The sequence below is a fragment of the Streptomyces pseudovenezuelae genome, assembly GCF_029892565.1.
GTDB classification, from domain to species: Bacteria; Actinomycetota; Actinomycetes; order Streptomycetales; family Streptomycetaceae; genus Streptomyces; species Streptomyces pseudovenezuelae_A.
In genome coordinates, this window is sequence record NZ_JARXVH010000009.1 from 176162 (window position 1) to 189596 (window position 13435).

Below are 13435 nucleotides of genomic sequence, written 5' to 3' on the forward strand. Positions count from 1 at the left end.
CGTGGCCGATCGGTGGCCGATGGGCGGCCGACCGGTACCTAGGTGACTAGACGTCCACCTGGGCGCTGATGATGTGGCAGTTGTACCGGTCACCGTCCACATTGGAGTACGGCGGGTGGGCCTGGCCGGAGTACCGGTTCACCCAGGGGCCGTAGATGGTGATCTGGTAGGGGTAGTTGGGCGAGTCGCACTTCGACTTCACCCGGTACGCCCCGAAGCCCGAGGAGCAAACGGCCTGCGCCAGGTTGTCCTCGCCGTTGAACGATGCCTTGCAGTCGTCGACGGCCGCCTGGGCGGGACTCGCGCCGACTACCAGACACGCGCTCAGCCCCACAGCGGCGACGGCAGCCTGCGCCGTCGCCTTGGTGATACGTCTCATTTCCCCGCTCCTTCAGTGGTCAGCAGAAGTCCCGGTCACGCTAAAAGCGTGATCCACAAAAGGTCAACAGGCTTCCGCCTCCACCAACCACCGCTGCCCGCACGGCCGTTGCGCGGTCAGTCGAACCACCGGTCCCGCCCCAGCTCATCCGTCCGTGAAGGATCCTCCAGCAGTGCCGCCACCTCGAAGCGGCGGGGCCACTGGCGGGCCGCCCAGGCGAGGCCCGCGGCCACGCCCTCGACGGTGGACGCGTGCAGCACGCCGTCCACCGTCAGGCGCCAGTCCAACTCGACGCCGTCGACGACGAGTTCCTCGTGTTCCGTGTACGTCGTCGGGGTGCGGTCGCCCAGCAGGCCCCGTACCGACTCCGGTACCTCGTGTTCGGTGCCCTCCGAGTCCACCGACCCCGTCACGGACTCGCTCAGGCGGCGGACCTGGAACAGCTCCGCCAACTCGGCGGCGCGCGCCGGGCGGACCGGGAGCAAGGGGACGCCGTCCGTGAAGGGGAGCAGGTCCGGGGAGTCGACGACCACCGCGTCGGCCGCGTCGACCACGACCACGTCGCCGTCGACCACGGCCCGCAGGTCGTCCGGCAGGGTGACCTGCTCCGGGTCCAGGTCGGCCAAGGCGCCGTAGAGGGCGTGCAGTTGGGCGCCGGTGACGTGGCGGTCGGGGTCGGCGAGGCGGTCGAGGAGTTCGGCGGCGCCGCCGGGCTCGTCGAGGAGGGCGGATACGGATGTTCGTACGCCCAGCGCGCGCAGCACCTGCTCGTCGTCGAAGCCGGTCGCGTCGGCCTCGTCGTACAGGCCACGGAGCAGCGGGTCGCCACCGGCGGCGAGGAGGCCCGCCGGGCGGCGGCCGTCGAGGACCGGGTTTCCGCGCAACCACCAGGCCGTGTACGGCCGTACGACCTCGTGGGTGCCGTCGTGCAGGAGGACGCGGACCGGCTGGACGAGGGCGTCGCGCAGCGGGGGGCGGGACAGCATGGCGAGGGCCTGGGGCCACTTGTCGTCGTCCACCAGGTCCAGGTCGCGTACGGCGATCAGCTCGGTGGCGACGGGGGGGACCGGCGAGTCCGGGAACCGGTCCAGAACGTCCTCGCTCCACACGTCCACGGCGTCCAGCAGCCCGGCGTCGTCGGGTTCGGCGAAGTCGCCGTCCCGGGGCTCCAGTTCGTCGGGGTCCAGGACGACGTCGGTGGCGCGGACGAGGGCGAAGTCGGCGAGGACACCGCAGGCGGCCAGCGGTTGCTGACCCCACTTCTCGGCCAACTCGGTGTCGACGGCGGCGAGTTCGTCCTCGCGGATGACCTGGGAGAAGGCGCTGCCGGGGAAGACGAGTTCACCGGCGGGCGCCAACTCCCCTTCCTCGTCGGGTAGGGCGAGCGCGCCGAGCCACGGTTCGTCACCAGGCTCCAGGCCCGCATCCCGCACCAGGGCGAGGACCGTGTCGGCCAACTCCTCCGCGTCGGGCGCCTCTTGCTCCCAGTCCAACCCGCCATCGTCGTCCAGGGAGGCGGCGACGGCGGCCCGCACCTGGGGCGTGGTGAGCACGGCCCGGGGCGTCGCGGGCAGCGCGCCCAGCTTCTCCAGCAGCGGGTGGGCGGCGTCCGGGTGCGCGACCTTGAGCCCGAGCCGCGCCAGCACCTCGGGGTCGATCAGCGCGTCGGCGTCCGCCGTGGGCAGCAGCACCTGCCGGGGCCCTATGGTCGTACGCCCGTCGGCGAGCGGCACGGGCAGCCCGGACAGCCGGTCGGGGTCGACCCCGGCGAGGCTGTCGTACAGCCGCTGCCACCAGCTGGGCTCCTTCTCCAGCCCGGCCAGCCGGTCCACGGCATCGGTCAGCGGCACCCGGGCCACGCCCAACGTCCGCAGTTCCACCCGCCGTTCGAGCCCGGCGGGGAGAAGGGTCGGCAGGACCTCTGCCAACACTCGCACGGTGTCGTCACCGGCGCCCTCGACGATCTCTGCGTCGCGCGGGCGCAGCGCCTCGGGCAGTTCGGAGTCCTGGTCGTCGACCGTCGGAAGGACGGCCGGTTGCGCGCGCGGGAGGAACGCGGTCCGGGGCAGCCGCTCCAGGATCGCCGCGCGCAGCGTCCCGTCCAGCTCACCCTTCCCGAGCGGCCCGGGCACCAGCCCGATGATCCCCTCCCCCACCGGCCGCCAGCCGGCGAGGAGTTCGACGTACGCGTCCGCCGCCCGCTGCACCACGAAGTCGGTCAGCGGACCGGGCGCGGCATGCCGGCGGGTGGTGTCCAGGGGCAGCGAGGCGATGAGCAGCGCGGGCACGCCGAGCGGCTCGTCGCTGGGGGTCGGGGCATGGACGTACGGGCTGGTCCGTGGCCGCTCGGGAGCGCCCTCGGCATCCACCGGCACCGCCCAGGTCACCGACCAGAACGGCCTGAGCCGCTCCTCGACCGGCCGGTCGGCGAGCAGGTCGGGGGTGAGCGGCCCGTTCGCGGCGACGGTACGCCAACGGGTGGTCCCGTGAAGGGAGTCGTCCACGACGGTGAGGGCGTCGTCGCTGCCGCGGCGGAGCGTCCGCAGGGTGTCCGTCTCGATCACGACCTCCGCCAGCCCGGGCAGGGCGAGGAGGAGCGCGTCGTCGACGGCGTCCAGGAGCCGCTCGGCGAGATCGGCGGCGGCCGCGTCCCGCAGGGGCAGGATGACGGCGGTGTCGTACGGGTCGGGGGCGGTGCCCTCGGCGGCGAACGGGAGCCTCAGCAGCGGCACATGGCCGTCTCGGCGCCGGACCTCGTCCCCGAGGCCGGGACTGTGCCGTGCCGTTTCGGCGGCGTGCTCGCGGGCCTCGACGAGCGACCAGCGGACGCCGCCGTGCCGCCCGACGACGGCGGGTTCGTCGGTGACGGCGAGGACGGAGGCGAACCCGACGCCGAAGCGGCCGATTGACGGCGTGTCCCGCTTGGCGCTCGCCCGGAGCGTGGACAGCGATTCGACGCCGGCCGCGTCGAGGGGGGCGCCGGTGTTGGCGGCGACGAGGACGCCGTCGCGGAGGGTGAGACGGAGCCGACCAGGAACGCCTGCCCGTGCTGCCGCATCGGCGGCGTTCTGGGCGAGCTCGACGACGAGGCGGTCGCGGTAGCCGCCGAGGACCAGGTCCTCCTCGGCGTTCGCGTCCTCACGGAAGCGGGCGGGGCTGGTGGCCCAGGCGTCGAGCACGCCCCGCCTGAGGCGGGCGGTACCGAAGGGGTCCGCTCCCTCGGGGGCCCGCCGCACGAACTTGCTCACGTTCACTCTCCTCATCGACGTGAGGATGAAGGTACAGCCCGTGCGGCATGGCAATGGAAAGCGGTGGTCAGCCTTCCGGGGTACGGGTGACGAAGGCGGACCAAGTGGTCGGGGTGACGGTGAGGCGGGGGCCGTCGGTGACCTTGGAGTCGCGGATGTGGATGGTGGCGGGGGTGGTGGCCACCTCGACGCAGGAGTCACCTTCGCTGCTACTGCTGTAACTGCTCTTGAACCACGTCAGGTCGGACGCGCCCCCGGCCACAGTGGTGCGGATCATGTGTCCCCCAGCAGTTGTTCGAGGAAAGCCGTGGACTCACGTGGTGTGAGCGCCTGAGCCCGGATGATGCCATAGCGAAGTTCCAGGATACGGAGTTGCCTGGCCTCGGATACGGGGCGCCCGCTGGCCACCGCTGGAGAGCGTCCCACCGCTGAACCGTCCTCGAACTTGAGCACGTCGATACCACCTGCCAGCCCGGCATGCTCTTCTCGGTCCATCGGCATCACCTGAAGCTCGACATTGCGCAACTGCCCTGCCTCAAGCAGCCCTTCGAGCTGGCGGCGCAACACCGTCCTGCCGCCGAGCGGGCGTCGTAGCGTCCACTCCTCCAGTACGAAGCTGATCTCGGGCGCCGGTTCTCGCTCGAACACCGCCTTGCGGGCCACGCGCGCGGCGATGAACCGCTCGATCTCGTCGTGCGAGTAGGCGGGACGCCTCATCAGGAGCAACGCCCGCGCATACTCCGGCGTCTGCAACAAGCCGTGGATGTTCAGCGGATCGTAGAGCTGAAGCTCCACCGCCTTCGCCTCCATCTTCGCCAAGTCCCGCACCTGCTTGGGGTACCGGACCCGCTTCACGTCCTCCCACGTCGCCGAGATGAGCCCGCCCGCGTCCAACACCTCGTCGGACCTGTCCAAATACTCCTGCCGGGGAATCCGCTTCCCACCCTCGATCTTGTAGACCAAGTCCTCCCCGTACCCCACCGCCACCGCCACCGCGAACTCGGCGACCCTCATCCCCGCCGCCTCCCGCCGCAGCCTCAACTGCCGCCCCACCGTGGCGAGTACCGCGATCCCCCACTCGTCGTCCGGATCGACTTCCCAGCCGGGCTCGTCCACCCCACCGTCCACCGACATCGCGCACCCCTCCGTAGCTACGACCACCCGGCCACCGCCTACCCGTCCACCCTGATTCGACAGTCTGGACATCCCTGGACAACACCTGGACAGTCACCGTACGCAACGGCGTCGTCACTGTTTACGGTAGGCAAACCTCGCCACGCTGGGTGACGTGAACCAGGAATCCGCCGAAGTCACCACCCCCATCCGCAACTTCAGCGTGCAGCTGTCCCCCACACCCCGAGGCGCCCGCCTCGCCCGACTACTGGCTGTGGAGCAACTCCGTTCCTGGGGACTCCCGCCAACCCCGGCGGAGCACCTCGTGGCGGAGTTGGCCGCCAACGCCGTCGTCCACGGACGCGTCCCCGGCCGGGACTTCCGCCTGCTGCTCTACGTCGTGGGCGACACGTTGCGGATCGAGGTGACCGACACCGCAGGGGACCGCCGGCCCTGCCCCCGGCAACCGTCCGCCGAGGCGGAATCAGGACGTGGACTGATCCTCGTAGAAGCGCTTGCCGCCCGCTGGGGAGTCGCGGCGGGCCCACCCCCACGCAAGACGGTCTGGGCCGAAGTCACCCTGCTCGCACCGGAACCCGGTTCCCCGTGCTGCGGCGATACGGGCGCCCTTCCCCAAGGACCACGAGGATGAAAGAACCCGACCAAGCCCCACCCTCACCGGAGCTCAGGACCGGTACGCATGCCTGAGACCGCTCTGACCTGTTCCCGGCCCTCGGCCCGGATACTCTGGCCGGAGCGCCCTCTGGAGGACACCATGAGCACTCAGGCCGACCACGGGCACGAGCTGATCCCCCGTCCCGAGCAGACCCCCGACACGCTGCGTGCCGCTCTCGCCGTCGTGGCGCCGGGGCGCTTGGACGAAATGCAGGCCACGAAGGACGAGGCCTTCGCCAAGGCGGTCGAGTGGCAGTCTCTGAGCCCTGTGCAGAGCTGGGTGCTGGCGTGGGCCAGGGATATCGAGATCGCCCGCCGACCGGACCTGTCTACCCGGTACACCCGTGCGAAGGGCAACCTGGAGCATGAAGATCCGGCACTGGCTCAGGAGGCCGTTCGCGATCTGAGTGCCGTCCTGGACGAAGCCATGAGGGCAGTTCGCGAGTGACCTGGAAATGGGAGTACGCCTTCGGAGCGGAAGAAGCCGCCCGCACCGCTCCCTCAGGCTTCCTCGCCGCCGTGGAAAGCAGGGCCGACGAACTGGTCAGAGCCGCGGAGGCTTTACACGTCCACGGCCGGGCCCATGAAGGCACCGACCCCAAAGGCGGGGACATCATCGTCCCCGGCGGCTTTTTCACCTATCAAGTCGTCGTGCGCGGCGAACGCGTCTACCTCGTCCAGATCACTTACCTGGGCTTCTGAGCCACTCCCGCTAGGAGTGCCCCAACTCCGCCCCGTCCTCGTCGGAGACGACCGGCACCGACCCCGAGTCCGCCGCAGGCCTCAGCGGGAACGGGTCCACCTGGGTCTCGTCGATCACCGGCAGGGCCGGCTGGGGCGGTTTGGGCATGACCGCGGCCTCGGAGTGGCCGCCGCAGCCGTAGGCGAAGGACACCACGCGGCCGTCCGCCGGGGAGAACTCGTTGGCGCAGACGCCGAAGGCCTGGCCGAGGGAGCCGCCGATGGGCTGGAGGAAGCCGCAGCTGACGCAGGCGGCGGGGGCGGCCTGGGCCATGGGGGTCTCGGAGCCGAAGGACTCCTCCCAGCGGTCGGCGGCGACGTGCAGGCCGTAGCGCGACAGGACGCGGGCGCGGCGCATGCCGAGTTCCTCGGCGACGGCGGCGATCGAGCCGCGGGTCGGCGCGACGGGCAGGTCGGCCGGGACGCCCGCGGTGAGTTCGATGTCCTCCGCGTCGACCAGCTCGGCCATCTCCTCGGAGACGGCGGAGTCGGGAGCGGGGTCCTCCACGCCGGTGTAGCCGGGCTCCAGACGCAGGTCCTCGGCGTCGGTGGGCAGGAGGTCGCCGGGGCCCATGTCGCCGGGGCGCAGACGCTCGCTCCACGGCACCCACTCGGGGGCGAGCAGCGCGTCGGGGCCGGGCAGCAGGACGACCTCGTCCAGCGTGACGAGCTTGGCGCGGGAGGCGCGGGCGACCGTCACGGCCCAGCGCCAGCCCCGGTAGCCGAGCTCCTTGCACTCGAAGAAGTGCGTGACGACCCGGTCGCCGTCGGCCTGGAGACCCGAGTGCTCGCCGACCACGCCGGGCGCGGCGGCCTCCTCGGCGGCGGCGCGGGCGAGGTCGACGGCCTCGGCGCACAGGCGGTCGGTGGTCCGGCTTCGCGTGGTCGCTGCGCTCACAGGTATCGCTTCTCTCCTACGCCGTCACTCGGGTGCGCCGGCCTGAAGGCGAGCGGATGCGGACGGAGCGGACCGAAGGACCGCGTCGACGTCCACGCCCGATCGCGCTCGGGCGCACCTCATCGTCCATTCTGCGGGATGACAGAGAGGCGCGCGGCCGAGAACGTTCGCCACGACGCGCTACGCACGCTACCTTCTCGCGACCGCTCGGCCTACACCGACGTGATGGTTCATCGCTTCATAAGCGTTCATACGCGCGGTAACCGCACTACCCACAGCTTTCTCGGGGCACTATGACGGGGTGGCAGCCGCAAGGACGCCCCACGGAGCCACCGGTGTCGGTGGGGTCAAGGGGAAGAGTCAGAGTGGCGGATCGGGCCGTATCGGCGGACCCGTCCGCGCGGTCGGTCGCGCCCTGCACTTCCCGGTGACCGGCACGGCACGCGGAATCCGCAAGGCGACACACGCGCACGGCGCCGGTGAATCCGGCCTCGGCAAGCTGATCGAGCTGCACGGTGTGAACGGCGCGGGCGATGTGATGATCACGGTCGCCCTCGCCTCCACGGTCTTCTTCTCCGTGCCGACCGACGAGGCCCGCGGCCGCGTCGCGCTCTACCTCGCCATCACGATGGCGCCCTTCACCGTCCTGGCCCCCGTCATCGGCCCGCTCCTGGACCGGCTCCCGCACGGCCGCCGCGCCGCGATGGCCGGTTCGATGCTGGCCCGCGCGCTGCTCGCGCTGATCATCTCGGGCGCGGTCGCCACCGGCAGCCTGGAGCTGTATCCGGCCGCGCTCGGCGTGCTGGTCGCGTCGAAGGCGTACGGCGTCATCAGAAGCGCCGTGGTGCCCCGACTGCTGCCACCCCGCATCTCGTTGGTGAAGGCCAACTCGCGGGTCACCCTGGGCGGCCTCCTCGCCACCGGTGTGGCCGCGCCCATCGGGGCGGGGTTGCAGGCGATCGGGCCGCGCTGGCCGCTCTACGGCGCCTTCGTGATCTACGTCGCCGGTACGTTCCTGTCCTTCACCCTGCCGCCGAAGGTCGACTCGGCCAAGGACGAGGACGTGGCGCTGCTCGCCTCGGACGAGGAGCACCTGCACGGCCCGCACCTGCGGCCCGTCAAGCGCCCGGGCCTCAGGACGGTCGGCCGCGCGGTCACCCACGCGCTCGGCGCCAACGCGGCCCTGCGCTGGCTCTCCGGCTTCCTGACCTTCTTCCTCGCCTTCCTGCTGCGCGAGCACCCGCTGACCGGGTCCAGCGCGGCCGTGTCGCTGGGCATAGTGGCCGTCTCGGCGGGCGTGGGCAACGCACTCGGTACGGCGGTCGGGGCCTGGCTCAGATCCCGGGCACCGGAGATCATCATCGTGGTGATGCTGGCGTTCGTGCTGGGCGCCGCGGTCGTCGCCGCGATCTTCTTCGGCGCGTTCCTGGTGGCCTGTCTGGCCGCGGTCGCCGGGTTCTCGCAGGCGCTGTCCAAGCTGTCCCTGGACGCGCTGATCCAGCGGGACGTGCCCGAGACGGTGCGCACCTCCGCGTTCGCCCGCTCCGAGACCATGCTGCAGATGGCCTGGGTCCTGGGCGGCGCGATCGGCATCGTGATGCCGCTGAACGGCACCCTCGGCCTGTCCGTGGCCGCCGCCGTCCTCGCCCTCGGCTGGCTGGCGACGGCCCGCGGACTGTTCGGCTCCGCCCGCCACGGAGGCTCCTCCAAGCCCCGCGTGGCGTAACACCCGGGCACGCCGCACCCCACATGGGAGGCGGGCCGGAGCCGCCCGATAACCTTCGCCCCATGACCTCGATGCCTCGCGGCGAAGCCGCCGACATGCACCGCGCTGTGCGACGCCGTCGCGCCGTCGCCGCCGCCGGCGCGGTATCCGCCGGACTGCTCGTCCTCTCGGCCTGCGACAAGCCGACGCCGCTGTCGACGATCACGGTCGGCCGCTCCTCGGTCAGCGAGCAGGCCACCTGCGGCGGCGAGGGCAAGGCCCTGAAGTCCGCGGACCTCGCCGCGTGCCTGAAGGACAACGACATCAAGTCCATCAGTGTCGACCCCGACGAGACGGTCCGCTTCGGCGTCGACCCCGACGTCGCCGACAAGCGCTGGACGATCCTCATGAACGGCCAGCCGCTCACCGAGGACAGCGACAAGACGTACCGCACGATCCCGGGCAGCGTCTTCTTCAACGCCCAGTACGGCGCCCAGGGCAACTCCACCCTGGTCTCCATCAAGGCCGCCGACGGCAAGAAGAACAGCAACACGGTCACCGGTCTGTGGTCGTTCAAGCTGAAGAAGGACGACTGATCACGTCCGCCGCACGCGCGTTCCGCGTCCTCGTGGCCACCGCCGTCCCCGCCGAACGGGACGCGGTGGCACGGGCGTTCACGACCGACAGCACCACCGACGTCACCGGTGACAGCACCGTCGACGTCATCGCCGCCGGCGTCGGCCCGGCCCTCGCCGCCGCCTCCACCGCGACGGCCCTCACCACCGCCGCCCTCAAGGGCACCCCGTACACCCTGGTCGTCTCCGCGGGCATCGCCGGCGGCTTCCAGCCCGAGGCGCCCGTCGGCTCCCTCGTCGTCGCCGACGAGATCACCGCGGCCGACCTGGGCGCCGAGACCGCCGACGGCTTCGTCCCGGTCACCGAACTCGGCTTCGGCACCGTCACCCACCGCCCCCCGAAATCACTCGTACGAGACCTCACGGCCGCGACCGGCGCGCGCACCGGAGCCGTACTGACCGTCTCCACCGTGACCGGCACCGCCGCACGCGCCGCCGAACTGCGCGCCCGCCACCCCCGCGCGCTGGCCGAGGCGATGGAGGGCTTCGGGGTGGCCGAGGCCGCCGCCTCGCACGGCGTGCCCGTCCTGGAAGTACGCGCGGTCTCCAACCCCGTGGGCCCGCGCGACCGCGCCGCCTGGCGCATCGGCGACGCCCTCGCGGCACTGACCGAGGGCTTCGGGAAGTTCGCGCCCGTCCTGGAGAGTTGGAACCCGTATGACGACCCACACGACCGGTGAGCAGCGGCTGCAGATCGCGTACTCCCCCTGCCCGAACGACACCTTCGTCTTCGACGCCCTAGCGCACGGCCGTGTGCCGGACGCCCCCGCGCTCGACGTGACCTTCGCGGACATCGACATCACCAACGGCATGGCCGAACGCGGCGAGTTGGACGTACTGAAGGTGTCGTACGCCGTCCTGCCCTATGTCCTTGATGAGTACGCGCTGCTGCCCTGCGGGGGCGCGCTGGGCCGGGGCTGCGGCCCGCTGGTGCTGACCCGCGAGGAAGGCGTCGACCTCACCGGCCGTACGGTCGCGGTGCCGAGCGAGCGGTCGACGGCGTATCTGCTCTTCCGTCTCTGGGCCGCGGACACGATCCCGGGCGGGGTCGGCGAGATCGTGGTGATGCCGTTCCACGAGATCATGCCGGCCGTGCGGGACGGGAAGGTCGACGCGGGGCTCGTCATCCACGAGGCGCGCTTCACGTTCCGGAACTACGGGCTGCACAAGCTCGCGGACATGGGTGAGCACTGGGAGGACACGACGGGTCTGCCGATCCCGCTCGGCGCGATCATCGCGAAGCGTTCACTGGGCGCGGAAAGGCTGGAAACGCTCGCCGAGTCGATCCGCGCCTCGGTGCGGGCCGCGTGGGCCGACCCGGAGGTCTCCCGCCCGTACGTCATGGAACACGCCCAGGAAATGGACCCGTCCGTCGCCGACCAGCACATCGGTCTGTACGTCAACGAATTCACCGCGGACCTCGGCGAGGCCGGCTATGCCGCAATCCGTGGCCTGTTGACGCGCGCGGCGGCCGAGGGGCTGGTTCCGCCCCTCGGCCCGGAGGCACTGAATTTTCCGTGACGGGTGACTTGTCCGCGACTTACGTGGCTTATACGTCGAGTTGGTCGGCGACCGCCCGCAGCAGTCCCGCGATCTTCTTGCCGGCCGGCTTGTCCGGATAGCGACCGCGCTCCAGCATCGGCGTGATGTTCTCCAGGAGCGTCGTCAAGTCCTGCACGATGGAGGCCAGTTCGTCGGGCTTCTTGCGGGTCGCCGCCGCGACGGAGGGGGTCGGATCGAGAACGGTCACCGAAAGGGCCTGGTCGCCGCGTTGGCCGGCGACCACCCCGAACTCCACCCGCTGACCGGGCTTGAGCGTCTCGACTCCGGCGGGGAGGACCGAGGAATGGACGAAGACGTCACCGCCGTCGTCGCGGGAGAGAAAGCCGAAGCCCTTCTCACTGTTGAACCACTTGACCTTGCCGGTAGGCACGTCTGTCCTCGTCCTCGTACTCGTCGGAAAACTGCTTCTGAAACGGCTCTTGATAGCACTGGGGCGGGTCGTCGGGACCCGCCGGTACCAAGGCTAATGGTCTTCAGGCCGGTGACAAGACGTCGCCCGGTTGTTCCTTCGCGCTGGGAACTACCCTGGTCCGGTGCGTGACAAAACCCAAACGAATTCCGCCGGGCCCGGCGACGGACTGATCCGTGCCGGTGCCATCGTGTTCTTCATCGGTGCCGTGGCCACACTCGTCACAGTGGCTCCGCTCTTCCTCCATGCGAAACCATTTCCGACGTACATGTTCGGACTGAGCATGCTCATGGGCGTCGGCTTCCTCGTCGCCGGTGCCGGAGTGCTCCAGTCGATTGCGGCGGGCCGCCGTCAGGCGCGCGCCGGACGGTAGTTGGCGAGCCACTGGGGGAACTCCGTGAGGTCGGCGAGGACCACGTCCGCCCCGGCCGCCGTCAACTCCTCGGCGTCGCACGGCCCGGTCGCCACGGCGACGGACAGGGCACCGGCCGTGCGTGCCCCGCGGACGTCTCCGACGTGGTCACCGACGTAGATGCTCGCGTCGTGCTCGCGCAGCGCCTCCGCCTTCTGCTCGGCCCACAGATTCCCGACTACCTCGTCGGGCCCGAGCCCGAGGTGCTCCAGGTGCAGTTTCGCGTTGGGCCCGTACTTGGCGGTGACGACGATCGCGCGCCCGCCCGCCGCCTGGACGCCACCGATCGCCTCACGGGCGCCGGCCATCGCCGGGGTCGCGGTGATGGCGATCGAGGGGTACATCGAGCGGTAGAGATCCGCCATGGCCTCGACCTGCTCCGCCGGGAACCAGTTGATCAACTCCTGGGCGAGCGGCGGTCCCAGGCGGGTGATCGTCAGGTCGGCATCGATGTACGTCCCCGTCCGCTCGGCCAGCGCGAGGAAGCACGCGCGAATGCCGGGGCGCGAGTCGATGAGGGTCATGTCGAGGTCGAAGCCGACGGTGAGGGAGGCGGGGGTGCGGTCGGGTGCGGAGCTCGTGGAGGCCATATCGGCCATTGTGCCCAGGCGGGGTGACGGGGAGACGCCCGGCTGGTGTGACGTGCACCTACTGCCTGTACTGCCCGCCGATTCCGACTGCTATCGATTCCGCTGCGAGCGCCAGACCAGGAACAGCGCCGACAGGACCGCCGCGCCCCGGATCACCCACGGCCAGGTCTCGGAGATCGCGTCGCTCATGTGGTCCTGGGCGATGGGCTCGCCCCAGCGGCCCTCGTTGCGGCCCCAGAGCCAGACGATGCCGGCGGTGAGGGCGAGGGTGGGCATGCCGATGACCGCCCACTTGGACTCGTTCGGGGTCAGGCGGCGGGAGGCGTAGGCGATGACCCAGCCGAGGAGCAGGGCGAAGAGGTTGCCGAGGATCGCGCCGGCCACGAGCAGGGCGGCGGCGAGCAGGAGGAGCGGGTTGCTCCAGCCGACCGCGGGGCGGGGCAGCAACCGGCGCCGGGGAGCCTTCGGTACGGGCTCCTCGACGACCTCTTCGACGACCGGCGCCTTCTCCAGGACCGGTTCCTTCGGCTTTTCCTCTTCCTTCGGCGGCGGGGGCTTGAGCAGCTCCGGGATCTCCACGCCGCCGACGAACCCCGGCACGCTGTCCTCCAGGGGCGTGCTGCCCACCCGCCACCAGTCGGGCCGCAGCGCGCTGTCCCCGAGCTCCTGCGCGCTGGCGAGGTGGGGCGGGGCGGGGGCGTCGGAGGGCGGGGACGGGGAGGGCTCGGTGGCGCGCGGGCGGGGTACGACCCGGCGCAGGCCCTTGGGCCGCTGCTCGGGCTCGTCGTCGCGTTGTACGGGCACGTGAGCACGCGGCACCTGCGGGGTGGCGGAGCCGGTGCCACCGGCCGCGGAGACGACCTCGTCGGGGCTGCCGAGCCGGTCGATGATCTTGCGGACGGCGGCGGGGCTGTCGACGGTGGCCTTGGCCCGGCTGCGGTCGATCTCGTTGCGCAGCTCGGAGACGAGCCGCATGCGCGTGCCGGACGGCAACTGGCGCTGCTGCGCGACGTCGCCGACGCGGCTCAGATACTCGTAGACGACCTGGTCGCTCTCGATGCCCAACG

The 13435-nt window shown here is 71.2% G+C and carries 16 protein-coding genes; 8 read left to right on the plus strand and 8 right to left on the minus strand.

Annotated features, from left to right (window positions below; all coding sequences use genetic code 11):
- Positions 1–46: 46 nt before the first annotated feature.
- From M2283_RS28355 to M2283_RS28370, 4 genes are all read right to left on the minus strand, one after another.
- Complete coding sequence (locus tag M2283_RS28355) at positions 47–379, minus strand: hypothetical protein (protein ID WP_280879247.1); 333 nt, start codon at positions 377–379, stop codon at positions 47–49.
- 116 nt (positions 380–495) lie between these two features.
- A complete protein-coding gene (locus tag M2283_RS28360) occupies positions 496–3627 on the minus strand; it encodes a sacsin N-terminal ATP-binding-like domain-containing protein (protein ID WP_280879248.1) in 3132 nt (1043 codons plus the stop codon).
- A 67-nt stretch (positions 3628–3694) separates the two neighbouring features.
- Entirely contained in the window at positions 3695–3904 is a 210-nt protein-coding gene (locus M2283_RS28365) for a DUF397 domain-containing protein (protein WP_280879249.1), read from the minus strand.
- Positions 3901–4761, minus strand: coding sequence for a DUF5753 domain-containing protein (locus M2283_RS28370; RefSeq protein ID WP_280879250.1), 861 nt, complete (start codon positions 4759–4761; stop codon positions 3901–3903). The genes M2283_RS28365 and M2283_RS28370 overlap by 4 nt, the downstream gene beginning before the upstream one ends.
- 154 nt (positions 4762–4915) lie before the next feature.
- On the opposite strand from M2283_RS28370, the gene M2283_RS28375 reads away from it, so the two are divergent.
- From M2283_RS28375 to M2283_RS28385, 3 genes are all read left to right on the plus strand, one after another.
- Positions 4916–5392, plus strand: a complete 477-nt coding sequence (locus M2283_RS28375; protein ID WP_280879251.1) for an ATP-binding protein — start codon at positions 4916–4918, stop codon at positions 5390–5392.
- A 123-nt stretch (positions 5393–5515) separates the two neighbouring features.
- On the plus strand, positions 5516–5863 hold the full coding sequence (locus M2283_RS28380; protein WP_280879252.1) for a hypothetical protein: 348 nt from the start codon (positions 5516–5518) through the stop codon (positions 5861–5863).
- The gene (locus M2283_RS28385) at positions 5860–6117 is read left to right on the plus strand and encodes a hypothetical protein (RefSeq protein WP_280879253.1); all 258 of its coding nucleotides are present in this window, start codon (positions 5860–5862) and stop codon (positions 6115–6117) included. Before M2283_RS28380 ends, M2283_RS28385 begins: the two co-directional genes overlap by 4 nt.
- A gap of 10 nt (positions 6118–6127) precedes the next feature.
- Here the strand turns inward: M2283_RS28385 and M2283_RS28390 are convergent, their stop codons facing one another.
- A complete protein-coding gene (locus M2283_RS28390; protein WP_280879254.1) occupies positions 6128–7054 on the minus strand; it encodes a DUF3027 domain-containing protein in 927 nt (308 codons plus the stop codon).
- 301 nt (positions 7055–7355) lie between these two features.
- Here M2283_RS28390 and M2283_RS28395 point away from each other — a divergent pair, with 301 nt between their 5' ends.
- The 4 genes from M2283_RS28395 to M2283_RS28410 all read left to right on the plus strand — a co-directional run bounded on the left by M2283_RS28395 (position 7356) and on the right by M2283_RS28410 (position 10915).
- Complete coding sequence (locus M2283_RS28395; protein WP_280879255.1) at positions 7356–8780, plus strand: MFS transporter; 1425 nt, start codon at positions 7356–7358, stop codon at positions 8778–8780.
- 62 nt (positions 8781–8842) lie between these two features.
- Positions 8843–9355 (plus strand): DUF2771 domain-containing protein, encoded by a 513-nt coding sequence (locus M2283_RS28400; RefSeq protein ID WP_280879256.1) that lies wholly within the window; start codon positions 8843–8845, stop codon positions 9353–9355.
- Positions 9325–10074: a futalosine hydrolase gene (locus M2283_RS28405; protein ID WP_280879257.1), complete on the plus strand. Its 750-nt coding sequence runs from the start codon at positions 9325–9327 to the stop codon at positions 10072–10074. Before M2283_RS28400 ends, M2283_RS28405 begins: the two co-directional genes overlap by 31 nt.
- On the plus strand, positions 10052–10915 hold the full coding sequence (locus tag M2283_RS28410; protein WP_280879258.1) for a 1,4-dihydroxy-6-naphthoate synthase: 864 nt from the start codon (positions 10052–10054) through the stop codon (positions 10913–10915). The genes M2283_RS28405 and M2283_RS28410 overlap by 23 nt, the downstream gene beginning before the upstream one ends.
- A 28-nt stretch (positions 10916–10943) precedes the next feature.
- Here M2283_RS28410 and M2283_RS28415 read toward each other — a convergent pair whose 3' ends face one another.
- Positions 10944–11327, minus strand: a complete 384-nt coding sequence (locus M2283_RS28415) for a cold-shock protein (protein WP_124004059.1) — start codon at positions 11325–11327, stop codon at positions 10944–10946.
- Between the two features lie 163 nt (positions 11328–11490).
- Between M2283_RS28415 and M2283_RS28420 the strand changes: the two genes are divergently transcribed.
- Entirely contained in the window at positions 11491–11739 is a 249-nt protein-coding gene (locus M2283_RS28420; protein WP_280879259.1) for a hypothetical protein, read from the plus strand.
- Here the strand turns inward: M2283_RS28420 and M2283_RS28425 are convergent.
- On the minus strand, positions 11718–12377 hold the full coding sequence (locus tag M2283_RS28425; RefSeq protein WP_280879260.1) for an HAD family hydrolase: 660 nt from the start codon (positions 12375–12377) through the stop codon (positions 11718–11720). The two genes, M2283_RS28420 and M2283_RS28425, sit on opposite strands and share 22 nt — an antisense overlap.
- A gap of 81 nt (positions 12378–12458) precedes the next feature.
- The gene (locus tag M2283_RS28430) at positions 12459–13433 is read right to left on the minus strand and encodes a hypothetical protein (protein ID WP_280879261.1); all 975 of its coding nucleotides are present in this window, start codon (positions 13431–13433) and stop codon (positions 12459–12461) included.
- Positions 13434–13435 lie beyond the last annotated feature (2 nt).